The following is a 24,521-nucleotide window of genomic DNA, read 5'->3' as shown; positions in this document are numbered from 1 at the left end:
TCCTTGTGGGGGTTCCCGGGCCGAAGGGGATGACAGCAAGAGCGAGTCCCTCCCCCATCACCCGGTCAAGGGAGCGTTTTCCAGTCCACGCAGGACAGTTCGGAGGTAGGACAGCCCGTCACGGGCGAGGGCGTCCTGCGACGGGGCGAGCGGCCGCCAGATCGAGGCCGCGGTGGCGATGGCCTCGTTCTGCGCGGTGAACGACTCGATGCACACCGCGCCGCCGTAGCCGGTCGCGGCCAGGCCGGCGAGGAAGCGTGGCCAGTCGAAGTGGTCGGCGCCCGGGGTGCCGCGGTCGGTGCCGCTGACCTGGACGTGCTTGAGGTGCGGACCAGCCGTGACGAGCGCCTCATAGGGGTCGGCCTCCTCGATATTCATGTGATAGGTGTCGATCATGAGACCGACGTTCGCGGGCAGGCCGTCGATCAGCTCCACCGCCTGCTCGACCGTGTTGACGACGCTCGTCTCATAGCGGTTGAGGGCCTCCACGCCGATACTCACGCCCCGCTCCCCCGCGTAGTCGGCCACCGGCCGCAGGGCGCGGCGGACATCCGCGTAGCAGGCCGCGCGCTCAGGCGGTGACATGCGCCAGGTCCGCCCCACCGCGGCGTAGACCGGGCCGCCGACGCAGGGCGCGCCGACGGCGACCGCACTGTCCACACACGCTTTCAGGTACGCCACGGTGGAGGCGACGGCCTCCAAAGGAGCGTTCACGAGGTCACGTCCGGGCGAGGTGACCGCACAGACGCCGACCGCGCGCAGCCCGCACGCCGCCAGCAGGTCCCGGGTGCGGGCCGGGTCCCAGTCGCCGGGTTGCTCGATCGGCAGCTCGACCGCGTCGAAACCGAACGCGGCGATCCGCGGCACCAGTTCGGCCAGGGCCTCGTCGTCGACCGGCGAGGCCCAGACCCACGGATTGACACCGATGGTGTACACCGGGCTACTTCCAGCGCTTGGGGTAGCCGGGCAGGTCGGTGCAGCCGCACATCGCGTAGTGCAGCGGCGGCATGGTGGGGTCGACGTACTCGTCCAGGTTGTCCTGGGTGATGGTCGGCTGTGGCAGCTTCCAGGGGTTCGGCACCTGCTCGCCGTCGAGGATCTTCAGCGCGGCGATGATCGGGGTGCGCCACTGGTAGGTCGGGTAGGTCGGGGCGATCGCCGTGAGCTTCTTGTCCTTCCACAGCTTCAGGAAGTCGAGCTGGTCCTCGCCGTTGATCGGCGGCACGGGCTTGCCGGCGTCTTCGAACGCCTCGACCGCCGCGCCCGCGACCGCCCCGGCGTCCATCCAGACGCCGTCGATCGTGCCGTACCGCTGGATGTAGTCGTTGACGATCTTCTTCGTCCTGGCCGGGTCGCCGTCGGTGAACTCGACGCCGACGACGTCGACGCCCGCCTTGTCGAAGGCGACCTTCGCCGCGGACCAACGGGTCTCCAGTACGTCGACGCCGGGCAGGATGCGCAGCGCGAGCACCTTGCCGCCCCGCTTCATCTTCTGGGTGACGAACTCCGCCGCGACGTGGCCGAATCCGTAGCCGCCGATCGGGTTGATGAACGTCACCGGGCAGGTCGTGTCGACGCCGCGGTCGAAGACGATGACCGGCAGGCCCTTCTGGCAGGCGGCCTCCACGGCCGGGGTGAGCGTCGCGGTGGTGTTCGGCGAGACGATGAGCGCGTGGCAGCCCTTGCCGAGCAGGTCGTTGATGTCGGCGATCTGCTTCTGGTCCTTGCCTTCGGCATCGACGTGGACGAACTCGGAGATCCGGCCGCGGTGCGTGTCGACCTCGGCCTGCATGGTCTTGAAACCGACCTGGCGCCAGGGGTTGTTCAGCCCCGCGTTGGAGAAGCAGAGCTTGTACGGTCCGGGCTTCTTGAACTTCGCGGTTTCCACCATCGCCGGGTTGAGCGCCTGCTCCCAGGGCTTGCCGGCCGGCCCGGTGGGCGCGGCGTCCAGGAGCGCGAGCTGCTTGTCGTACTCGGCCTGCACGAAGAACTTCGACTGCTCCCCGGTGCCCGACCCGGTGCTCGCGGAGGGCGAACCCGATGCGCCGGTGGTGGGCTCGTCGGTGGAGCACCCGGCCAGCACCAGTAAGGCGCTCACGGCCAGCACCGTCATGGAATGCCTCACTGAATCCCCTTTACCTGGACGGGAAACGGAAGGACGCCGCCGCCACGGCGAACAGGATGATCGCGCCCTGGACAGTCGGTTCGAGGGCGCCGGAGACGCCGTAGAAGTTCATGAGCGTGAAGAGCGTCTCCAGGGTCAGCGCGCCCAGCATCGCGCCGACGACCGAACCACGGCCCCCGCCCAGAGCGACACCGCCGAGGACCGCCGCGGTGATCGCGCCGAACTCCAGGCCGGCACCGGCCTGGAACGACACTCCGCTGTACCCGCCGATGAGGACCGCCGCGAGCGTGGCGGCGACTCCGCTGAGGACGAACGCCATGGTCTTGGCGCGCCACACGCGCACGCCGCTCAGCTCGGCGGTCCGCGGGTTGCCGCCGACGGCGACCAGGGTGCGGCCGAAGTCCGAACGCGTCAGCACCAGCGCCGCGGCGGCCGCCGCCAGCAGGACGACCAGGGCGTACGGTATCCGGCCCAGCACGGGCACGTCCTCGAACGCCGACCGGCCGAGCCGGCGGAACTCCTCGGAGAGGCCGCCCTTCGGGGCACCGTCGGACCACAGGTACACGGCACCGACGAGGATCAGGAACATCCCGAGGGTCGTGATGAACGACGGCACCCGCAGCCGCGTGGTGACCAGGCCGTTGACGAGGCCGACGACGATGCCGAACGCGAGCAGGAGCACGACGACGGGCCAGCCGGCCGACGGATCACCGTCGATCAGCCGGGCGGCGATGACCACCTGCGCGGTCACCAGAGAGCCGACGGACAGGTCCAGCTCGCCGGAGACGATCACGAAGTACTGGCCGGCGGCGAGCAGGACGACCGGCGCGGAGCGACCGAGGAACGACATCAGCGACGGCGGCGAGAGGAAGTCCGGCTGGCGGGCGGTCAGCAGAACCAGCAACACCGCCAGGATCGCGAGGATCGGTGCGAGACTGCCGGAGCGGAATCCAAGGAGCCGCGGTGGGCGTGCGATCCGCATGCTATGACGCCTTTCGCATCGCCCGGCGGGCGTAGACGGCGACCGCCGCGATGATGATCACGCCACGGATCACCTGCTTGAAGAACACGTCGACTTCTAGCTGGTTGAAGATGGCGTCGATGCTCGCGAGCAGCAGCACGCCGCCGACCGTGCCGACCACGCCGCCACGCCCGCCGGCCAGGGCGGTGCCGCCGAGCACCACCGCGGCGATCGACTCCAGGTCGTACAGTCCCTCGGTGCCCACCCTCGGTGCGCCGGCGCCGAGCCGACTGGCGAGGTAGACACCGGCGAGGCCGGCGCAGAGGGCGCACAGCACATGGGCGGTGACGAGGACCCGGCTGCCCCGCACGCCGGAGAGCCGGGCGACCTCCGGGTCACCGCCCACGGCGATCAGGTGGTGGCCGAAGCGGGTGCGGGCCAGCACGAACCAGGCCGCGGCGGCGACGGCGAGCAGCAGCAGGAACGACAGCGGCACCGGGCCGACGCGCTGGTACCCCAGGCCCTGCACCAGGGCGGGTGCGGTCTTGCCGGCCGGGCCGTCGTATCCGTTGTCGAGGTATCCCTTGAGCAGCAGTCCGACGCCGACGGTCGCGATGAAGGGGTTGATCCGCGCTGTGGTGACGAGCAGGCCGTTGACGAGGCCGATCGTGGCGCTGACGGCGAGCGTCAGGCCGATCGCCGGCAGCAGCGCACCGTCGTCACCGGCCATGGTCTCGGCGGCGACGAGGGTGCTCAGGCTGACCACGTACGCCACGGACAGGTCCAGCGAGCCCCCGACGACGACCAGCGTCTGGCCGACCGCGACGAGGCCCAGACCGGCGGCGACGTGCAGCAGGCTCACCGTGGTCGGCATGCTGAACAGCCGGCCGCCGTCGACGGTGACGACGATCCAGCCGATCGTCAGGGTGAGGACCAGGGCGACGAACACACCGGGCGGGGTCCACCGGGCCGGCAGGGACAGCGCGCCGCTCATCCGGCCGCCTCCCGCGCGGTGCCGACCGCCAGGGCGACGACATCCTCCTCACTCGCGCCGGCGGGTAGCTCTCCGGCGATCCGGCCGTCGCGCATGACGATGATCCGGTCGCTCATGCCGAGCAGTTCGGGCAGTTCGGACGAGACCATCAGCACGGCGGCGCCGTCGCGGGCCAGCCGGCGGACGAGATCGTGGATCGCCGACTTGGCGCCCACGTCGATGCCGCGGGTCGGCTCGTCGAAGAGCAGGATCCTCGGGGCGAGCGCGAGCCACCTGGCCAGCACGACCTTCTGCTGGTTGCCCCCGGACAGGAAACGGATCTCCTGGTCCTCTCCCGCGGCGCGAAGCTCGACGGCCGCGAGCAGCTCCCGGACCCGCGCGGTCCGGGCACCGCGGCCGAGCCGGCCCGGGCGGACGGCGCGGCCGGCCAACAGCGCGTTGTCGAGCACCGACTGCCCGGCGACGATCCCCTCGCCCTTGCGGTCCTCGGAGACGTAGGCGATACCGGCCCGTATCGCCGCGCGGGGCGAGCGCAGCCGGACCGGTGCTCCGTCGACGGTCACCTGGCCGGTGCTGAACGGTGCGGCGCCGAACAGTGCGCGGGCCAGCGCCGACCGGCCGGAGCCCTGCAGGCCGCCGACGCCGAGCACCTCGCCGGCGCGCAGCCGTAGGTCGATGCCGCGCAGCTTCCGGTTGCCTCCGTCCCGGACGGTCAGCCGCACCGGGCCCAGCTCCTGCGGCTTGGCCGGGGCGGGGTAGTAGCTCGACAGCTCACGGCCGACCATGTGGCGCACCAGCTGATCGGCGCTGGTGTCCGCGGTGTCCAAGGTGGCCACCGCCCGGCCGTCCTTGAGCACGGTGATCCGGCTGGACAGGTCGAAGACCTCCTTGAGGCGGTGCGAGACGTACAGCACGCCTATCCCCCGCTCCTGCAGCCGCCGTACGAGCGCGTAGAGCTGGTCGACTTCGTGGTCGGCGAGAGCCGCGGTGGGCTCGTCCATGATGAGCAGCCGCGCGTCGAGGGCGAGCGCCTTGACGATCTCGACCACCTGTTGTTGCGCCACGCCGAGTCGTCCCACGCGCGTGTCGGGCGGTATCGAGCCCTCCCCGATCGAGGCGAGGAGCCCCGCGGTGTGGCTGAGCATCGCCCTGCGGTCGACGAGCCCGCGGCGCAGGGGCTCGCGGCCCAGACAGACGTTCTGCGCGACGGTGCGCTCGGGCAGCAGGGTCAGCTCCTGGTGGACGATGCCGATACCGGCCTGTCGGGCCTCACGCGGGGTGCGGAACGTCCGCGGTGCGCCGGCGAATTCAATCGTTCCCTCGTCGGGCTGGTGGACGCCGGCGACGACCTTCATGAGCGTGGACTTGCCGGCGCCGTTCTCGCCGACGACCGCGTGCACCTCGCCCGGCCGGACCTGGAGGTCGACGCCGTCGAGCACCCGCACGCCGAGAAACGACTTGCCGATGCCTCGCAGAGCGAGCAGCGGCGACGGCAGCAGGCCAGACATCGTGGAAACCTCTGCATTCGCGTCGTCAGGTCGAATAGCTGCGAACTTTCGCCGGACGCGATGGCGACATCGCGGCCCCGAGGGTAAATGCCTAGATGAGTGCCTGGCAATACCAGCAGACATCAGCGATTGATACGCCAAAATCTGTTATCGAATCGGCCCGCTCACGGTCGCGCACCCGACCACGACGACCGATGCGCAAAATGTGTTATGGATTCGGCCCGCCGACAGTCGCGCACCGAACCACGACGATTGATACGAAAAAAGTGTTATGGAATCGGCCGCACCCGATTCATATTGACTGTTGCGATACGCCGCTGCATGCTGGCCGGCAGACCACGGGAGACGGTCGCATCTGGTGTGACTCCTCTTGCTTCCGTAGGGACTTGACTGCCCGTCACGGCGGACGGGACGACGAACTGACGGCACACGCGTGCCTACGACGCGCTCGGGCACTCCGGCGCATCTTCAGGTGCGGCCGACGCGTGCCCGTGGTCATGCCATCGTTGCTCCGCCGAAATAGGAGACGGCATTGCGTCGCATCATCTTTGTCTTCGGGGCGATCGCGAGCGTGCTCCTGTCGCTCGTCGTCGCCCCACCGGCGTCAGCGGCGCCGGCGTTCAGGGCCCTGGTCTTCACGAAGACGGCCGGTTACCGGCACGATTCGATCCCCGCCGGCCTCGCGATGTTCCGGGAGCAGGCGGCGGCCAACGACTTCGAATTGGTCCACAGCGAGGACTCGAGCGTTTTCACTCCCGCGAACCTCGCCACCTTCGACGTGCTCATCATGTTCCAGACCTCGGGAATGGTGTGGACCACGGCCGCCCAGCGGCAGGCGGTGGAGGGCTACCTCGCCAGCGGCAAGGGCATCGTCGCGATCCACAACGCCACGGACATGGGCATCGAGAACGAGTACCCGTGGTGGGACCAGACCATCAACGGCGGCGCGCACATGCCGGAGCACTCCCCCGGCGTGCTGGGCGGCACCGCGATCGTCGCGGACAAGAAGCACCCGTCGACGGCCGGCCTGCCGGACCGTTGGAACCGCAGCGAGGAGTGGTACAACTTCGACCGCAACCCCCGCGGCGATGTCCATGTCCTGGTCACCGCGGACGAGCGCACGTACAACCCCGGCCCCCGCGCCATGGGGCCGGACCACCCCATCTCCTGGTGCCGCAACACCGGCGGCGGCCGCGTGTGGGCCACCGGCATGGGGCACACCAGCGCGGCCTACAGCGAGACCCATTTCCGCAACCACGTCCTCGGGGGCGTCAAGTGGGCGGCCGGCAAGGAGCCCGGCGACTGCGGCGGCACCGTGTGGAGCAACTTCGAGAAGCGCACCCTCGACGACAACACCGCGGACCCGATGGCCCTCGCGGTCGCCCCGGACGGGCGGGTGCTCTACGTCCAGCGGGCCGGGCAGCTGAAGATCTTCAAACCGACCACGAACAGCACCGTGACAGCCGGCACGCTCAGCGTCTACACCGGCGGCGAGGACGGCCTCACCGGACTGGCGCTCGACCCCGACTTCGCCAGCAACGGCTACGTGTACCTGTATCACTCCCCGGCCGGAGTCCCGAACGACATCAACCGGGTCTCCCGGTTCACGCTCACCGGCGACACCCTGAACATGTCGAGCCAGGTGACGATCATCGACATCCCCGCGACCCGGGACCGCACGTTCGCCGAGCCCGGACACACGGGCGGATACATCGAGTTCGGCCCCGACGGGAACCTCTACATCGGCACCGGAGACGACGTCCCACCGAACCTCGACTCCAACTGGCAGGGCTACGCCCCGCTGGACTGGCGGCCGGGCAAGGCCAACCTCGACGCCGCCCGCACCGCCGGCAACACCAACGACCTGCGGGGCAAGCTCCTGCGCATCCGGCCGTCGGCGGGCGGCGGCTACACCATCCCGTCCGGCAACCTCTACCCGCAGGGCACGGCGCAGACCCGGCCGGAGATCTACGCGATGGGCTTCCGCAACCCGTTCCGCTTCTCGATCGACCCGGCCAACGGGTGGGTCTACCTCGCCGACTACGGCCCGGACCGGAACCCGCCCGCGACGAACCGCGGCCCGGAAGGGCTCGTCGAGCTCAATGTCATCAAGGCCCCGGGCAACTACGGCTGGCCGTTCTGCCACGGCGACAACCAGGCGTACGCGCCCTACAACCCGGACACCCGTGTCGTCGGCGCCAAGTTCAACTGCAACGCGCCGGTCAACAACTCGCCGAACAACACCGGCCTGACCAGTCTCAAGCCGATCGTCGCGCCGAACATGTGGTACGGCTACGGCGTCTCGCCGAACTTCCCCGAACTCGGCTCCGGCGGCTCGGGCCCGATGGGCGGTCCGGTCTACCGCTACGACGCCGCGAACCCGTCCGAGACGAAGTTCCCGCCCTACTACGACGGGGTCCACTTCTTCTACGAGTGGTCGCGCCACACCGTCAAGGAGGTCCACTTCGACTCCGCGACCGCCGTCACCCGGACCAACCCCTTCATGCCCGCCGCCAAGTTCCTCAAGCCGATGGACATGGAGTTCGGGCCCGACGGCTCGCTGTACCTGCTCGAATGGGGCAACAACTTCTCCGGTGGCAACAACGACTCGGGTCTCTACCGCATCGACTACAACCACGGCGGACGGTCGCCGATCGCCAAAGCCACCGGAACGCCCACCAACGGGGACGCGCCACTGAACGTGCAGTTCAGCAGCGCGGGGTCCACGGACCCGGATCCCGGCAACACGCTCAGCTACCACTGGACGTTCGGCGACGGCACCACGTCCACGGCGGCCAACCCGTCACACACCTACACCGCCAACGGCAACTACACCGCCCAGCTCAAGGTCACCGACAACACCGGTAAAACAGCCTTCGCCAACGTGCCGATCACCGTGGGCAACACCGCACCGATCGTCACCCTCACGATTCCGCCCAACGGCGGCATGCTCGACTTCGGCGACCGCGTCTCGTACAAGGTGTCCGTCTCGGACCCCGGCGGCGGGCCCATCGACTGCACCAAGGTCTTCGTCAACCCCGCCCTCGGCCACGACGACCACCAGCATGAGACCACGGACTACCCGGGGTGCTCGGGCACCATCGACACGAAGGTGCTCGGCGGGCACCCTGACGGCGCCAACCTGTACTACGTCCTCAACGCCCGCTACACCGACGACGGCGGCCCCGGCGGTGCGAAGCCGCTCACCGGCTACGCTCAAGCGATCCTCCAGCCCAAGCACAAGCAGGCCGAGTTCTACACGGACCAGTCGGGTGTGCAGATCGTCGAGCAGGCCGGCGCGGAGAGCGGCAAGCGGGTCGGCAGCATCTCCGACGGCGACTGGATCGCGTTCAACCCGATGAGCCTGTCGGGCATCACGAGCGTGAGCTACCGCCTGTCGTCGCCGAGCGGCGGCGGATCGATCGAACTGCGCGCCGACTCTCCGACCGGCACACTCCTGGCCACGACACCGGTGCCCAGCACCGGCGGCTGGAACAACTACCAGTCCACGCCGGCCGTGAACACCGCCGATCTCGCCGGCTCGCACAAGCTCTACCTGGTGTTCAAGGGCACCTCGAACAACTGGTTCGACCTCGACTCGCTCATCTTCGGCGGCAACGGGGTCGGCGAACCGGGCAGCGGCGACGGTGGCGGCGTGGCCGGCCGGACCTGGACGGTCGCAGCACAGCACAGCGGCAAATTCGTGGACGTCAACGGCGCCTCGACCGCTGACGGCGCCCAGATCGTCCAGTGGCCGGCCACCGGCGCCAACAACCAGAAGTGGCAGGCCGTCGACGCCGGTGGCGGCGCCGTCTACCTGAAGGCGGCGCACAGCGACAAGTGCCTCGCCGTCACGGGTGGGTCCACCGCCCAGGGCGCGTTCCTGCAGCAGTCCACCTGCAACAACAGCAACCCGCAGAAGTTCCTCGTCACACCGACCACCACGGTGGGCGTGTACACGGTGAAAAGCCTTCCCAGTGGACTGTGCGTCGACGTCAACGGCGGCTCGACGGCCGACGGCGCACGACTCCTGCAATGGAGCTGCCACGGCGGCACCAACCAACAGTGGCGGTTCACCGCCGTATAGCCCGTCCGGACGGGATGCCCGGCGTGGTTGCGCGCCGGGCATCCCTCCCTACGACCAGGTGAGGAACCGCCATGCTGTTTCGGATACCTCGGCCCCGCCGGTACGGACGGCTGTCCGCGCTGGGCACCGTCCTGGCGCTTGTCGCCGTCGGCGCCACCGCGGTGGCGGCACCGATCGAGCCCGGGCAGACCGCTCCCGTGGTGGGCGCGCAGTCCGGTCGTTGCCTGACCGTCCCCGGCGCCGGCACCACCAACGGCACCCAGACCCAACTCTGGGACTGCACCGGCGCGGCCGGCCAGACCTGGACCTACACCGCCGGCAAACAACTGACCGTCCACGGCGACAAGTGCCTCGACGCCAGCGGACGCGGCACCACCAACGGCACCGCGGTCATCATCTGGGACTGCAACGGCCAGAACAACCAGCAATGGAACGTCAACCCCAACGGCACCATCACCGGCGTCCAGTCCGGACTGTGCCTCGACGCCAACGCCGGCGGCACCGCCAACGGCACCAGGATCACCCTCTGGTCCTGCCACAGCGGCACCAACCAGCAGTGGAACTCGCCGACTCCGCCGCCGGACCCGCCGGTGCCCGGCGGCGCGGGCACGTGCGACATCTACGCCTCGGGCGGCACCCCCTGCATCGCCGCCCACAGCACCGTACGAGCGCTGTACGGCACCTACAACGGCAACCTCTACCAGGTCCGGCGCTCGTCCGACAGCACGACCCGGAACATCGGCGTCCTGAGCGCGGGTGGCACCGCCGACGCGACGACGCAGGACTCGTTCTGCGCGGGGACCACCTGTGTCATCACTGTCATCTACGACCAGTCCGGCCGCGGGAACGACCTGTGGTACCAGGGATCGAGCGTGGTTCCCGGCTCCAGCCAGAGCCGCCCGGCGAACGCGACGTCGGAGTCCCTGGCGGTCGGCGGCAGCAAGGCCTACTCGCTCTACATCAACCCCGGCAACAGCTACTGGCGGGACGGCCACCTGACCGGCGTGCCGACCGGCAGCGCCCCCGAAGGCATGTACATGGTGACAAGCGGCACCCATGTCAACGGCGGCTGCTGCTTCGACTACGGCAACAGTGAGACGACCCGAGCGGCCGACGCGGCCGGGGCGATGGACGCGATCAATTTCAGCACCCAGTGCTGGTTCGGCGGGTGCGTCGGCACCGGCCCATGGGTCCAGGCCGACCTCGAATGGGGGCTCTACTCCGGTGGCAGTCAGACCTGGAACACGAACCAGCGGGCCTTCACCAGCAAGTTCGTGACGGCGATGTTGAAGAACAACGGGACGAGCCGTTTCGCGCTCAAGGGTGGCAACGCCCAGACCGGAAGCCTGACCACGCTCTGGGACGGCGCGCTTCCGCCCGGCTACAGCCCCATGAAGAAGCAGGGGGCCATCATCCTCGGCAGCGGTGGCGACTGCTGCAAGCCCGGCGGCGGCGCGAACCTCAGCGCCGGCACCTTCTACGAGGGCGCGATGGTGTCCGGATACCCGTCCGACGCGACCGAGAACGCGGTGCACGCCAACATCGTCGCCGCCGGCTACCGCTGAGTCGCGCACGCCGATCGCCGTGGTCATCACGCTCTTACGCCCACCCCGGCGGCAACCAGCGCCGGACGCGAGCACAGGCGCACGAGTGAAGGCGGTACGTGACATCACGTGCCGCCTTCACTGCTCGCTCTTCACCCGTCGCTGCCGTTTCTCACCACTCGGAAGGGCCACCGCACAGTGGCAGGTGGCCCTTCCGGCGTGCCGCGTCAGCTCAGGGCAGGGTCCATTTCTGGTTGGCTCCGCCGTGGCAGGTCCACAGGTGCACGAGGGTGCCGTCGGAGGAGTTGGCGCCCGACACGTCCAGGCATTTGCCCGCCTGCGGGTTCCGCAGCGACCCGTCCGGGAACGCCTGCCAGTTCTGGTTGGCGCGACCGTTGCAGGACCACAACTGGACTCTCGCCCCGTCCGCCGTGCTGTTGCCGCTGACATCCAGGCACTTGCCCAACGCCTTGACCGTCGCCCCCGGCGTCCCCGTCCACTGCTGCCCCGCCGAGCCCGTGCACGACGAGATCTGCACCGCCGTCCCGTCCGCCGAACTGCCGTTACGGACATCCAGGCACTTGCCCCCGAGCCCCACGACCGGACCCACGCCGGGGGTGGGTGTCGGGCTGCCGCCCAGTTCCTTGATCCGGACGTTGCGGAACGACACGTCGTCCCCCGTGCCGTGGTTCTGGATGCCGACGTGGCCGGCGAGCGAGCGGGCGGGGTCGGTGTTGGTGAAGTCATTGATCTTCACGCCATTGAGCCAGACCTGGAGCCGCTCGCCCTCCACCAGCACCTCGAAGGTGTTCCACTCGCCCGGTGGGTTGAGCGCCGCGTCCCGGGCAGCCGTGTCCGGGGCCTTGACGGCGTAGATCGAGCCGGTCGTGCGGTCAGGCGCGTCGGTGGCGTCGATCTGCACCTCGTAGCCGTTGTTCAGTGCCGACTGCGGGTCGCTCGACGGTGGGAAGCCCACGATCACGCCGGAGTTGTCGTCGCCGGGCATCTTCCAGTCCAGCTTCAGCGAGTAGTTGGTGAACTGCCGGGCGCTGTACCAGAGCATGCCCATGCCGCCGTGCGAGGTGAGGGTGGCGTCCGAGTTGGTGAAGCCGCCTGGGCCGGCCTGCGACCAGCCGGTGGTCGAACCGTTGTAGAGGGTCGTATAGCCGGTCTCGGGCCGGCAGTCGGCCTTGGTCCGGCCTGCCGCGTACCGGATGCCGCCGAGCAGGTGCGCCCGGAACGCCGGCTCCGCGTACGACGCCTGGCTGTGCCCGCCGCCGATGTAGAAGGACCGGCCCCCCGAGTAGCTCTTGCACCACGTGTGTGGGTGGTCGGCGCCCATCGAGCCGCCCGAGTACGACGACTCGTCCAGCGTGGTGAGCACGCGCGCGGTGGTACGGGGGTTGGTCCGGAAGTTGTACCACTCATCGGTGCGGGTCCAGGTCTGCGGCAGGTGGGCGGTCGCCGCGTGCGCCCGCCCCTCCACCTTGATGTTGGCCTGCTGGACAGCGGGGTGCGAGGCGAAATAGGCGCCGACCAGCTCGCCGTAGAACGGCCAGTTGTACTCCGTGTCGGCGGCCGAGTGGACGCCGACGAAGCCTCCGCCCGATCCGATGTACGACTGGAACGCCGACTGCTGGGTGTCGTTGAGGACGTCGCCGGTGGTGTTGAGGAAGACCACCGCCTCGTAACGGCTCAGGTTGCCGGTGGTGAACTGGTTGCCGTCCTCCGTGGCCGTCACGGTGAAACTGTTCGCCGCGCCGAGATCGCGGATGGCCTGGATCCCCGCCGGGATCGAGTCGTGCCGGAAACCGGCCGTCTTGGAGAACACGAGGACGTCGTAGGCGGTGTCCGCGGCACTGACGGGTGTGGGCTGTGCGAGGAGGGCCAGGGCGGCGAGTGCCGTGACCGCCCCACCAAGCAGCATTCGGGGTTGTCTGCGCATGTCCGTCGCTCCTTTCTTGGTGACAGGAATCAGGGCAGGGTCCACTTCTGGTTGGCTCCGCCGTGGCAGGTCCACAGGTGCACGAGGGTGCCGTCGGAGGAGTTGGCGCCCGACACGTCCAGGCATTTGCCCGCCTGCGGGTTCCGCAGCGACCCGTCCGAGGACGCCTGCCAGTTCTGGTTGGTGCCACCGTTGCAGGACCACAACTGGACCTTCGCCCCGTCCGCCGTGCTGTTGCCGCTGACATCCAGGCACTTGCCCAACGCCTTGACCGTCGCCCCCGGCGTCCCCGTCCACTGCTGCCCCGCCGAGCCCGTGCACGACGAGATCTGCACCGCCGTCCCGTCCGCCGAACTGCCGTTACGGACATCCAGGCACTTGTTCGCGAGCCCCACGACCGGACCCACGCCGGGTGCCGGGCCGCCGCCGGGGTTGAAGGTGAACGCGTCGACGTCGAAGAGGAATCCGGAGCCGCCGGCGAAGGTCAGGTAGAGCGTGGTGGTGCCTGCCGGTGCACCTGAGATCGAGCCGTTGACGGTGGTGAAGTTCGTCCACGAGCCGGTGACCGGGACGGAGGCGGAGCCGAGGACGGTGCCGGTCGGCGAGCCGGCCCGAACCTGCAACGTGCCGCCCGCCCCACCTGACGACACCCGGGCGCTGAACGACGTGGCGTTGCTCAGCTTGTACGGCTCGAACGCGATCCAGTCGCCGTTCTCGATGTCACCGACGGACTTGCCGCCCTCGGCGGTCGATTTGTCGTAGGTGGTGATGCCGGACGATGTCTTGTAGTGCTCGGCCTGCCGGTGCTTCGGCTGCAGGATGTGCTGGGTGTGTGTGGTGAGCCCGGCGTTGTCGGTGTACTCGGCATCGAAGACCCCGAAGATGTTCGCCGCGTCGTCGTGTTCGCCGTCGACCGGGATGGTGATCGTGCCGGAGCAACCGGTCTTCGAGGTGATCGGGTGGCCGTGGCTGTCGTGACCGACGATGTACGTCAGCTTGACCTTGGTGCAGTCGACCGTGCCGTCCTCCGGATCCGTCACGGTGATCCTGAACGGCACGGTGTCGCCGAAGGCGAAGATCTCCCCTGCGGCGGGGCTGTTGATGGTCACGGTCGGCGCGGTGTTGCCGACGGTGATCCGCACGTCGGCGGTGCCGGTGGCACCCTGCGGGTCGCGCACCGTCAGCCTGGCCGTGTAGTCGCCGTTCGTGTCGTACGTCTTCGTCGGGTTGGCGGCGGTGGAGCTGGTGCCGTCACCGAAGCTCCACGCATAGGTCAGTGCCCCACCCTCGGGGTCGGATGAGCCGGCCGAAGAGAAGGTCACGGTCAACGGCGCCGCGCCGGAGGTCCGGTTGGCGCCGGCGATCGCCGTCGGCGCCCGGTTGCCGCCGCCGACGTGGTCGAAGCGGTAGAGGGCGGAGTACTGGTCGCCCTGGTACAGCCCGGCGCCGTAGTCCAGCACGTAGTAGGAGCCGTCCGGGCCGAACGCCGAGTCGATCACCTGCTTGCCGGTCCAGGGGAAGCTGTCGATGGTCCCCGGGGAACCGTCGGCGTTGAGGTGGATCGGCTTGATCCAGCCGCGGCCGAACTCCGTGGCGAAGAACTGCCCGTCGAACGACTGCGGGAACTTCGTGGGCGAGCTGAGGTTGGGGTCGTACCGGTACACCGGGCCCGCCATCGGTGACTCGGAGCCGCCGCCGAACGCCGGTGGGCTGCCGGCCTCGCCGCCGTAACGGATCCAGGCGGCCTTGGCGGGGGGCAGCGTGCTCAAGCCGGTGTTGCGGGGGGAGTTGTTCGTCGGCCCGCCCGAGCAGTTGTACTTCGCGCCTGCCGTGTTGGTGGCGAAGTCCCACTCGGCGTACGTCTCGGAGCTCGTGTTCGTGCCGGTGCAGTACGGCCAGCCGTAGAAGCCGGGGCCCGTGACGCGGTTGAACTCGACCTGGCCCTGCGGCCCGCGCGCCGAGGTGGCGCCGGCGTCGGGGCCGTAGTCGCCGACGTAGACGATGCCGGTGGCCTTGTCCACGCTCATCCGGAACGGGTTGCGCAGGCCCATCGCGTAGATCTCCGGCCGGGTTTTGGCCGTGCCGGGCGGGAACATGTTGCCTGCGGGGATCGAGTACGTCCCGTTCTCGTTCACCTTGATCCGTAGGATCTTGCCGCGCAGGTCGTTGGTGTTGGCGGCGGTGCGCTGCGCGTCGAACGCCGGGTTGCGGTTGGTCCGCTCGTCGAGTGGGGAGTATCCGGCGGACTCGAACGGGTTGGTGTCGTCGCCCGTGGACAGGTACAGGTTGCCCGCGGCGTCGAAGTCGATGTCCCCGCCGGCGTGGCAGCAGATTCCTCGGTCGGCCGGCACGTCGAGGATGTCCACTCTGCTGGACTGGTTGAGCGTGAAGTCGGCGTTGAGTGTGAACCGGGACAGCCGGTTGACACCCTGCCACGTCGACCAGTTGCCGCCGGTGGTGGGTGCGTCGCCGCCTGGTGTGGACAGCGGTGGGGCGTAGTAGAGGTAGATGTGCCGGTTGGTGGCGAAACCCGGGTCGATGCCGATGCCCTGCAGGCCGTCCTCGTCGTGCGCGTAGACGGGGATGGTGCCGATCACCGTGGTGGTGCCGTTGACATCCGTGCGGCGCACGGTCCCGTTGCGAGCGGTGTGCAGCACCGACCGGTCGGCGAGTACGGCCAGCGACATCGGCTCGCCGACCTCCGCGACCCCGCGGGCCAGTTGGACCTGCTGGAAGTCGGCGGGGTTGATCGGATGTGCCGAGGCCGGGGTCGCACTGGACAAGGCCGCGACGAGAGCGGCCGCGACCAGGAGCAGAGCCGAACCGATGGCCGGCCACCGCGCGGGAGCCCTCATGATTTTCATGAACATGACAATGCAGTCCCCTTCCTGAACAGGTGGCTGCCAGGCTTGGGGCGCGCGCTGCCGCGCCGTTGCCGTAGCGGGATGTCGCCAATTCGGCCCGCCAGGTGTGCTTCAGCAGGCCACTACGCCGAGCGGGGGCAACAGCTCGGAAACAGGAGAAGTCGATGGTTACCGCGCTGTCGGGTCACATCGACGACCGTGATGGTCTGTCGAGAAGGCTAGAAGACTTGCGCCCAATGTGTCCACACTTCCCTCCGGACCAGCCAGACTTTCGGTCTGTTGTGGAGCGAATCACGAAGGGCCCGACCCTTTTCAGAAGGCAACCAATCTCTCGTTGCTACGCCGGCTCTGCCGAAGTCAGCGACGCGGCCAACCAGTCCGCGACCACCCCGGGCCCGATCCGCCCCCCACGAGCGGGCATGGTGTTCCCACGCATAGCCACGCCCCAAATGCTTTGACTCTCCACCCGGCACAACAGGGTGAGCTGGCGGGCAAGCAGGTCAGCAACGTGACCGAAGTGAACACCAAACTTGAGCTGGGATGCACCGAGACCCTGAAATTGCGGGAGATACGCAAGGCCTCAATGGTCCTCAAGGCTGTCACCAGCCAACCCACCGACCGGTCGGCCGAAGTGGGCTGCCCCAACGGCAATGTCTACGTCGTCACGATGACCGACCGAGACACCCTGAGCCTGAGCGACGAGGGTGACCAGTCCGCCGGGGCGCCGTCCACCCTCACCCGGCGGTGACGGATGCGCCCGCCGACCATGGGATGCCAAGCCCTTCTCATCCATGGCCGGCCTCGCTGAGCCCGTAGCGCTCCGTCGCATCCGCCCTCCGGACGGGCTCCCAGCCGCGACGTGCGAAAGCAGTACGTGGGCGGCGCGAGAGCGCGAGGCGCAGCGCGAGGCAGGGGTACCGAGCCCGCTGGGCACTGTCCGGGCACCTTCACTTCACCGGTACGCGGAGGTCCCGCCGGGGTGGGCCGATCCCGGCGGAGCTCCACCCGACGATCTCCCAGCCGTTAAAGTGGTGCCGATCCTGTCCACCGCGTCGGAGCCGACCTTGCCGAACCTGTCCCACCTCGAGGAGATCTTCTCCGACGAGGGTGACGGTGCCGTCGGCCCCGTGCGGTCGCCCGGCTGGCAGAGCACCGTCTCGCCACAGGGCCTCGCGGTGACTTTGATCGCCGACTACACGTTCCCCGTCCGGTCCTGGTTGCCGTCGGCGGCGATCGTGGCGCTGCTCGGCGAGTTCCATGTGACCCCGGGCGCAGCCCGTACGACGATCAGCAGGCTGATGCGCCGTGGGGTGCTGGAGGCCAGCCGGCAAGGGCGGTACAGCTCCTACCGGCTGACGTCTCAGGCCGCCGTCGATCTGTGGAGCGGCGCCAGCTCGATCGCCACCTTCACCACTCAGCCCGACTCGTGGGACGGACGGTGGACACTGATCGCCTTCTCCGTTCCGGAACAGGAGAGCACGCGGCGGCGGGCGTTGCGCACCGCGCTGCGTTGGCGCGGGTTCGCGCCGCTGTACGACGCGCTCTGGGTGTCGCCGCACCCCCTCACCCCCAAGGGGCGGACCGAGGTGGCCGACCTGGCGCGAGGAGCGGTGACCGTGTTCCGCGCGCGGCAGGAGGAACTGGACACGGCGGTCGACCGCAACCCGGTCGAGGCGTGGGACCTCACCGGCATCGCCGAGCACTACCACGCGTTCATCAGTCGTTGGAGCGGCTTGCTTCCGCACATCAGCGCCGACGACGTCACCGGTGCCGACGCGGTGCGCGCCCGGACCGAGGTCATGCACGCCTACCGGCACTTCCCCATCCTGGACCCGTTGCTCCCCATCGGGCTGCTGCCATCCGACTGGCCCCGCTCTCGGGCGCGGGAAGTCTGCGTCGCGGTGTACGACGGGCTGCTCCAGCCCGCCCAGGACCATGTCCGCGCCGTGGTGACCCGATTCGCGGAGGGACCGCACCTCGACATCCGGGCCCATACGATCGCCGGCATGAGTGCGGGTATCGGTCACGGCTGACGAGGGACCGTCGCGAGCGTGACGGGGCGATGTACGACGCCATACCGCGCCGCCCGCCCCTCGATCTGTCGAATGCGCGTCGAAGACAACAGAGTTGGGCGCCAATGATTGACAGACCGGCACCCGATCGGGACTCTGACTGTTGCAACCCGATGTGGGAACGCTCCCAGAGGCGCGGCACAGGTGGTCACCGGCTCGCCGTCGCTGTGTCTCTGCCCGCAGGCAACGCCACATCGATCATCGCCACGGTCGCTGCCACAGGCAGGACCGGAACGTCCTCCACCGTTCCTGAAACGCCCACCTGACCACCCCCACGGCTACGACCCCACCACCTCGGTCAGTGCGACCGCCCCGGCCCCAACATCACTGATGCCTCTTCCCGGCACCTGACCGAGCAGCGCTCCGCACCCCCCACACCAGGAGTCTTCATGACCATGCAACGGCGAAGTTTCCTGACCCTGAGCGCAGCCGGAGCCGCGGGCGTAGCCCTGTCCCTGCTCGGCACAGGGCAAGCAGGTGCCGTCGCAAGGGCCGGAGCTCCGACCCAGCGGTTCGCGGTCGGCGTGCGGCCGTATGCCTGGAGCCGCGGCAGCCGCCGGTGGACCACCTACGTCTACTACCCCGCCACCGGCGCTCCCGGTGGCTCCCCGGTCACCAATGCGCCCGTCGCCCAAGGCGTCTTCCCGGTCTGCGTGTTCATGCACGGCTTCAGCAGCAGCCCGCAGAATCCCTGGCGACCATCCGCCCCCTGGCCGAGGCCGGCTTCGTGGTCCCCGCCCCCCACTTCGCCAACCTCAGTGGCCAGGACGTCTACAACGGCAACCAGTCCAAGGACGTTTCCGCGGTCATCACCCGGACCCTCGCCCTGAACACGGCCGGAGACCTGCTGGCCGGCCACCTCAACACAGCCGTCGGAGTCGGCGTCGCCGGCCACTCGATGGGCGGCATGACCACCCACGGCCTGCTCGCGGCCTGCTCACGGCCTGCTCACGGCCTGGCCGGACGCGCGGATCACCGCCACGATCCCGATGTCCTGTGTGGACATGGGCAACCCGAGCCCGTCGGTTCGCGCCAAGGTCCTGTTCACGCACGGCGACCGAGACGGAACGTGCCCTATCTCCTCCGCCCGTCAGGCGTACCGGGAACTGCCCGCCGCCAAGGCGTTCCTCACCTTCCGCGGCGCCGGCCACAGCAACTACTTCGGCGACTCCCGCACCGTCAACGCCTTCGTGGACTGGATGCGGTGGAGTCTGTACGGCGACACCGCGGCCCGCGACCGCCTTCGCTCCGACGCCACCTCCGGCACGACCACTTGGGAATCCGCCCTGAGTTGAGGTGCAACCACGCACGGCCGCCCCGGACGCGCATGCCGTGAGCGCAGCCCACCTGGGCCGTCCAGAATGCCTGTCGCAGCGCCCACCAGTTGCGCACGTTGACCCGGGCTCCAGAAAACACACCCCCGAACAGCCGGGCGGCTCCGGCCGCTCGCGCTCGGGCAGAAAGGTCCACTTGGGGGTTCGACACCCTCAAGACTGCAAGAGAGGAAAGCCCATGGCTTCACTAGCAGGGAAGATCAGAGTCATTCTCCTTGCCGTCCTGTTGACGGTTGCCGCATCTGCGTACGGCACGGCCCATCAGGCGTCGGCCGATACCGTGGCACAGTCGAGCGCTTCGCAGATCGTGGCCGACATGGGCGCGGGATGGAATCTGGGGAACCAGCTCGAAGCCACCACCAACGGATACCCCAGCGAAACGGCATGGGGCCAGCCGACCGTGACGCAGGCCCTCATCGACAAGGTGAGAGCGGCAGGGTTCAAGACGATCCGGATCCCGGTCTCCTACCTGGGATACATAGGACCCGGCCCGAGTTACACCATCAACACCGCCTGGCTGAACAGGGTCCAGGAGGTCGTCAACTACGCCTACAACAGGGGCCTGCATGTGATGATCAACATGCACGGCGACGGCTACAAGAACGTCAGCGGCTCCTGGTTGATCTGCGATTCGTCCTCCCAGACGACGATCAAGGCCAAGTACGAGAAAGCCTGGCAGCAGATCGCGAACAGGTTCAAGAACTACGACCAGCGCCTGATCCTTGAGTCCATGAACGAGGAGTTCGACGGGCAGTACGGCCGTCCGACCCAACCGTGCTACTCGAACATCAACAGTTACAACCAGATCTTCGTGGACACCGTACGAAAAACGGGCGGAAACAACAGTTCGAGGTGGCTGCTCGTGGCCGGCTGGAACACGAACATCGACTACACCGCGGGGAATTACGGCTTCAAGCTTCCGTCCGACCAGTACCGTTCCCCCTCCATTCCCGCCAGTGAACGGCGGATCATGATCTCCGTCCACCACTACGCTCCGTGGGACTTCGCCGGAGAGGAAAACGGCACCATCACGCAGTGGGGACGAGCAGCGACCAATCCATCCAGGACGTCGACCTGGGGACAGGAAGACTACCTGGACGCCCAGCTCAAGACGATGCACGACGTGTTCGTCACGAAGGGGTATCCGGTGGTCGTCGGCGAATACGGCGCGATCGACAAGTCATCGTTCGATTCATCGAACAACAGGTATCGCGCGGACTTCGCACGGGCCGTCGCGGCCACCGCCAAGAAATACGGGGCGGCCAGCATCTACTGGGACAACGGTGCAACCGGCCGATACGGGTTCGGGCTGTTCGACCGGCGCTCCCTCACGGTGACCCAGCAAGGCATCATCAACGGCGTCATGAGCGGCGTCAACGGCAGCATTGCCGGCTCCGCCCTTCCGGCCGGCATGTAGCAGGACCCGAGTCTCGGCGACGGGTGCATACCTCCGCATCCTCGTGGGCGCGCAGTTGGGCCGGGCGGCGATGCCACCCGGTGTGCGACCTGATCAACTGCGCGCCTACCAGCCGGAGAAGCTGCGCTGCTCCGCGCCTGGGAGCACGGTCGGCAAACGGAGGACAGCGATGTCTTCCCATGCAGCGACCGCAGTGCGCCTGGCCCAGGAGGAACGGGACCGTCTGATACGGCCGGCTCAGACCGACCGGAACCGCACACCGCGGTCGGCGCACCTGCCGCAGCTGCTTCAGCCCACCGCCCAGCACCTCTGCGGCACGTTTCGGCGTGCCCGCCTTCTTCGTCAGCCGGCGCCGGGACATCCTCGGATGGCACCGGCTCACCACCATTGTCTTCGGGGACTGAGCCCGACTGCCGCCCGGGGAGCGGAACGTGGCCCGGTAGATCTTCCTCTCGCCGGAAGCGTGCGATCGATTCGCCGAACCGGGCCGCATGGCTGCGACAGTCACCGGCGTTCTGCGGATGAGTGTCGGCAGGAGCCCCGACGATGTGCAACTCTCCACGCTTTGGAGCGGGGCGGCGCGGATGCTTGAACTCGCTCAAGCATCAGGGAAGTCGGCTGTCCGGCTCAGAGGCTGTTCGGCAGCGCGACGGTGGGGCGGGGTGGCGTGGGCATGTTGCCGCCGATGAAGAAGCTGGGGTGCGGGGGCTGGTTGTAGGCGGTGTTCTGCCAGGCCAGAGCAGTGCGGTACTGGGTGTCGTGGAGGAGGGTCGTGATCCGCGCATTGGTCTGGTGCGGCGTGGAGTAGATCCGCAGGGCCGTGTTGTTGGACGTCGGCCAGATGACCTCCTCGCGCCAGTCGCCGAGGATGTCGCCGGACAAGGACGGCGTCGACTTGGTGCCGTTGTTGGAGTGGACCCCGGAGCCGGTGAGCAGGCGGGTGTCGCCGGAGGTGCCGTACTTGTCGATGTGGGTGCCGTCGAGGAGTTCGCGCGTCGTGTCGCCGTCCCACCACGCCAGGAAGTTGCTGGACCCGGGCTTACGACTGGCGACCACAGCGCCCTTGGGGTTGCGGACGCCGCTCACGAGCGACGACCACGACTCGGCGCCCGCGCTGCCGGACCAAATGTCACCGGACACGCCCCGGCCGTTGTCACCGCCGGCCGGGGTGGACCAGAGGATCTGGCCGGTCCTCGCATCCGCCATCCAGGAGGACGGCTTGGAGCTGTCCTCGTCGACCTTGAACTCCTCCAGACCTGGCCGGGACGGGTCGAGGTCGCCCACGTGCATCGCGTCCCCGTGGCCGTTCCGTGTCGTCCACAGGCCGTTGCCGTTGTCGTCGACGGCCATCGCGCCGTAGACGATCTCGTCCTTGCCGTCCCCGTCCACGTCCGCGACCGACAGCTGGTGGTTGCCCTGGCCGGCGTAGCCGCTGTTGGCGTTGGAGTCGAAGGTCCACCGGCGGGTGAACTGTCCGTTCCGCCAGTCCCAGGCCGCGATCACCGCGCGGGTGTAGTAGCCACGAGCCATGATCACCGAGGGGCGGGAGCCGTCCAGGTAGGCCGTGCCCGCCAGGAACCGGTCCACGCGGTTGCCGTAGGAGTCCCCCCAGGACGACACCGTGCCTCGGGCTGGGACGTAGTCGACGGACTGCATCGCCCTGCCCGTCTGCCCGTTGAACATCGTCAGGTACTCGGGGCCGGACAGCACGTAGCCCGAGGAGTTGCGGTGATCGGCCGCGGAACTTCCTATGACCGCGCCGGTTCCGTCCTTCGTGCCGTCGGCGGTCTTCATGGCGACCTCGGCCTTGCCGTCACCGTCGTAGTCGTACACCTGGAACTGTGTGTAGTGTGCGCCGGAGCGGATGTTGCGGCCCAGGTCGATACGCCACAGGCGAGTGCCGTCGAGCTTGATGCCGTCGACGATCGTGTTGCCCGTGTAGCCGGACTGGGAGTTGTCCTTGGCGTTCGTCGGCTGCCACTTCAGAACGATGTCCAGGGCGCCGTCGCCGTCGAGGTCGCCGACGGAGGCGTCATTGGCCTCGTAGGTGTACGGCGAGTTGCCCGGTGAAGTGCCCCCGGGCGGCGGGGAGATCGGCACGTCCTTGTACCCGGTGCGGAACTGGAGCGCGTGCTCGGACGGCGCCTGCTCCATGCCGTTCACCACCGCGCGCACCGTGTAGTCGGCCGAGTCCGGGGCACCGGCGTCCAGGTAGTTCGTCGAGGTGGTCAGGGGCGAGGAGTTGAGCCTGGTGGCGCCACGGTAGACGTTGAAGGCCACGTCGTTGGGGTCAGTGGCCAGCCACCGCCACGACACCAGGTTCCCGCTGCCGGTGTGCACGCTGGTCAGGCCCCGATCCAGGCGTTCCACCTGCCGCGCGGTCGCGGCGTGCGCGGTCTGCGGCAGTCCGGTGAGTGCGGAGAGGGCCAGTGCGGTGGCGGCCGTCAGGCCGCGGAACAGCCGCTTGCTCGACTGGCGTTGGAATCGCCTTGGGGGCGATGCGGTGCGCGGATGCCGGTGCGGGTCGGTCACGATGACCTCCGATGTGTGGGGGGTGATGTGAAGATCAGGGAGACGGCGGTCTGACCACAGCATGGGAACGCTCCCATTCGCTGCGAGGGTAGGAATCCGCTGATAGCGCGTCAAGCATTCTGTTGGCTTTCTATGTTCGGGTGTGTTCGAGTGCGAGTCGACGAGATGCCCGTGCGCAGCCTCGCCCCCGTCGCCGCATTCCTTCTGAAAGGGCACTTGAACTGGGGTGACTCCAACCGGTTCAGACGGCCCGCAGCCGAGGCACGGCGAGCACCCGCCCACAGGATCGCACTGCTTCTTCCATTGGGTCGGTGAGCAATGGTTGACAGCTTCGTGCCCGATCGAGAAGCTGCGTGATGCACCTCCGGTTCATTGTGATGCGATTGCGCACTTTCATCGCCACACCTCTGTGATCGCTCACAGCTCCGACCTGGAGGAGCGTCCCTGGCATGCCAAGGCCGCCCTCTCCGACACGTGCCACTCGCAACAGTCCTGCCTCAGTTGTCACCACACCGAGGGAGGCAGCATCAGCTGGATCGCATGCGCTACACCAACTCCTTGAGCGTGAGGGCCAGTTGCGCCCATCACTGCCTCGCTCCCGGAAGTCTCTTTCTCACTGATCAGCTCTCCGCCGACCGCGACGTCTCACCCACGGCCGGCGGAGGGAAAGGACCCACGATGTCCCCGCAACCCCCCACACCAGCTGCCGGGCGCATCAGCCGGCGAACCCTGCTCAGGGCCACCACCGCGACCGCCGGGGCGCTCGCCACGGCCGCCGCGTTCGCCGAACTCGAGACGCCTGCCGAGGCCGCCGCGAGCTTCGTCAAGGGCGTCGACATCAGCTGGGCACCTCAGATGGAGGCGCGCGGCTACTCCTGGAAGAACGCGAGCGGGCAGACCCAGGACCTGCTGACGATCCTCAAGGGCTACGGCATCACCGCCGTACGCCTGCGCACCTTCGTCAACCCGTCCAACGACCCGGCCAACGGGCACTGCGGCATCAACGAGGTCGCCGCCTTCGCCAAGCGGGTCAAGGCCGCCGGCATGTCGATCATGCTCGACTACATGTTCGGCGACACCTGGAACTCCGTCGGCGTGCAGAACCCGCCCGCGGCCTGGCGGAACATGAGCTACAGCC

General features: G+C 68.6%; 15 protein-coding genes. 7 read left to right on the top strand and 8 right to left on the bottom strand.

All coding sequences use genetic code 11. The annotated features are described in order from the left end of the window. Nucleotides 1-57 precede the first annotated feature (57 nt). From ALMP_RS40165 to ALMP_RS40145, 5 genes are read right to left on the bottom strand one after another with little or no spacing between them, the layout of a single operon-like run. Nucleotides 58-936: a sugar phosphate isomerase/epimerase gene (locus tag ALMP_RS40165; RefSeq protein WP_264936942.1), complete on the bottom strand. Its 879-nt coding sequence runs from the start codon at nt 934-936 to the stop codon at nt 58-60. Nucleotides 937-940: 4 nt separating this feature from the next. Continuing rightward, nucleotides 941-2,113: a substrate-binding domain-containing protein gene (locus ALMP_RS40160; RefSeq protein ID WP_264936941.1), complete on the bottom strand. Its 1,173-nt coding sequence runs from the start codon at nt 2,111-2,113 to the stop codon at nt 941-943. 22 nt (nt 2,114-2,135) lie between these two features. Next, nucleotides 2,136-3,107, bottom strand: a complete 972-nt coding sequence (locus ALMP_RS40155; RefSeq protein ID WP_264936940.1) for an ABC transporter permease — start codon at nt 3,105-3,107, stop codon at nt 2,136-2,138. 1 nt (nt 3,108) lies between these two features. Next, a complete protein-coding gene (locus ALMP_RS40150) occupies nt 3,109-4,080 on the bottom strand; it encodes an ABC transporter permease (RefSeq protein WP_264936939.1) in 972 nt (323 codons plus the stop codon). Further along, nucleotides 4,077-5,588: a sugar ABC transporter ATP-binding protein gene (locus tag ALMP_RS40145; protein ID WP_264936938.1), complete on the bottom strand. Its 1,512-nt coding sequence runs from the start codon at nt 5,586-5,588 to the stop codon at nt 4,077-4,079. Before ALMP_RS40145 ends, ALMP_RS40150 begins: the two co-directional genes overlap by 4 nt. 532 nt (nt 5,589-6,120) lie before the next feature. Between ALMP_RS40145 and ALMP_RS40140 the strand changes: the two genes are divergently transcribed. Next, entirely contained in the window at nt 6,121-9,675 is a 3,555-nt protein-coding gene (locus tag ALMP_RS40140) for a ThuA domain-containing protein (RefSeq protein WP_264936937.1), read from the top strand. Between the two features lie 71 nt (nt 9,676-9,746). Then, on the top strand, nt 9,747-11,240 hold the full coding sequence (locus tag ALMP_RS40135) for an arabinofuranosidase catalytic domain-containing protein (RefSeq protein WP_264936936.1): 1,494 nt from the start codon (nt 9,747-9,749) through the stop codon (nt 11,238-11,240). Nucleotides 11,241-11,451: 211 nt separating this feature from the next. Here ALMP_RS40135 and ALMP_RS40130 read toward each other — a convergent pair whose 3' ends face one another. Both ALMP_RS40130 and ALMP_RS40125 read right to left on the bottom strand, forming a co-directional pair. Further along, nucleotides 11,452-13,164 (bottom strand): ThuA domain-containing protein, encoded by a 1,713-nt coding sequence (locus ALMP_RS40130; protein ID WP_264936935.1) that lies wholly within the window; start codon nt 13,162-13,164, stop codon nt 11,452-11,454. A gap of 29 nt (nt 13,165-13,193) precedes the next feature. After that, a complete protein-coding gene (locus ALMP_RS40125) occupies nt 13,194-16,034 on the bottom strand; it encodes a carbohydrate-binding protein (protein WP_375803614.1) in 2,841 nt (946 codons plus the stop codon). A gap of 502 nt (nt 16,035-16,536) precedes the next feature. On the opposite strand from ALMP_RS40125, the gene ALMP_RS40120 reads away from it, so the two are divergent. The 4 genes from ALMP_RS40120 (at nt 16,537) to ALMP_RS40105 (ending at nt 20,851) form a co-directional block, all read left to right on the top strand. Further along, on the top strand, nt 16,537-16,776 hold the full coding sequence (locus ALMP_RS40120; protein ID WP_264936934.1) for a hypothetical protein: 240 nt from the start codon (nt 16,537-16,539) through the stop codon (nt 16,774-16,776). Between the two features lie 316 nt (nt 16,777-17,092). Further along, a complete protein-coding gene (locus ALMP_RS40115; RefSeq protein ID WP_264936933.1) occupies nt 17,093-18,061 on the top strand; it encodes a PaaX family transcriptional regulator C-terminal domain-containing protein in 969 nt (322 codons plus the stop codon). 1,043 nt (nt 18,062-19,104) lie between these two features. Next, nucleotides 19,105-19,395 carry a S9 family peptidase gene (locus ALMP_RS40110; protein ID WP_264936932.1) on the top strand — a complete coding sequence of 97 codons (291 nt, stop codon included), beginning with the start codon at nt 19,105-19,107 and terminating at the stop codon, nt 19,393-19,395. Between the two features lie 217 nt (nt 19,396-19,612). Then, complete coding sequence (locus tag ALMP_RS40105; protein ID WP_264936931.1) at nt 19,613-20,851, top strand: glycoside hydrolase family 5 protein; 1,239 nt, start codon at nt 19,613-19,615, stop codon at nt 20,849-20,851. Nucleotides 20,852-21,478: 627 nt separating this feature from the next. On the opposite strand, the gene ALMP_RS40100 is transcribed toward ALMP_RS40105, so the two are convergent. Next, nucleotides 21,479-23,383 carry a rhamnogalacturonan lyase gene (locus tag ALMP_RS40100; protein ID WP_375803613.1) on the bottom strand — a complete coding sequence of 635 codons (1,905 nt, stop codon included), beginning with the start codon at nt 23,381-23,383 and terminating at the stop codon, nt 21,479-21,481. A 678-nt stretch (nt 23,384-24,061) separates the two neighbouring features. Here ALMP_RS40100 and ALMP_RS40095 point away from each other — a divergent pair. Beyond that, a partial coding sequence (locus ALMP_RS40095; RefSeq protein WP_264936930.1) for an arabinogalactan endo-1,4-beta-galactosidase occupies nt 24,062-24,521 on the top strand: 460 nt, incomplete at its 3' end.

Source organism: Streptomyces sp. A012304, assembly GCF_026008495.1.
Classification (GTDB): domain Bacteria; phylum Actinomycetota; class Actinomycetes; order Streptomycetales; family Streptomycetaceae; genus Streptomyces.
Note: the sequence above shows the minus strand (reverse complement) of the source record. Positions and strands in the feature narration are given on the sequence as shown.

Excerpts from the sequence above, each read along its gene's own strand:
- ALMP_RS40160 (WP_264936941.1), bottom strand. The coding sequence starts at position 2,113 with ATGACGGTGCTGGCCGTGAGCGCCTTACTGGTGCTGGCCGGGTGCTCC.
- ALMP_RS40155 (WP_264936940.1), bottom strand. The coding sequence starts at position 3,107 with ATGCGGATCGCACGCCCACCGCGGCTCCTTGGATTCCGCTCCGGCAGT.
- ALMP_RS40150 (WP_264936939.1), bottom strand. The coding sequence starts at position 4,080 with ATGAGCGGCGCGCTGTCCCTGCCGGCCCGGTGGACCCCGCCCGGTGTG.
- ALMP_RS40145 (WP_264936938.1), bottom strand. The coding sequence starts at position 5,588 with ATGTCTGGCCTGCTGCCGTCGCCGCTGCTCGCTCTGCGAGGCATCGGC.
- ALMP_RS40135 (WP_264936936.1), top strand. The coding sequence starts at position 9,747 with ATGCTGTTTCGGATACCTCGGCCCCGCCGGTACGGACGGCTGTCCGCG.
- ALMP_RS40130 (WP_264936935.1), bottom strand. The coding sequence starts at position 13,164 with ATGCGCAGACAACCCCGAATGCTGCTTGGTGGGGCGGTCACGGCACTC.
- ALMP_RS40125 (WP_375803614.1), bottom strand. The coding sequence starts at position 16,034 with ATGTTCATGAAAATCATGAGGGCTCCCGCGCGGTGGCCGGCCATCGGT.
- ALMP_RS40110 (WP_264936932.1), top strand. The coding sequence starts at position 19,105 with ATGGGCAACCCGAGCCCGTCGGTTCGCGCCAAGGTCCTGTTCACGCAC.
- ALMP_RS40105 (WP_264936931.1), top strand. The coding sequence starts at position 19,613 with ATGGCTTCACTAGCAGGGAAGATCAGAGTCATTCTCCTTGCCGTCCTG.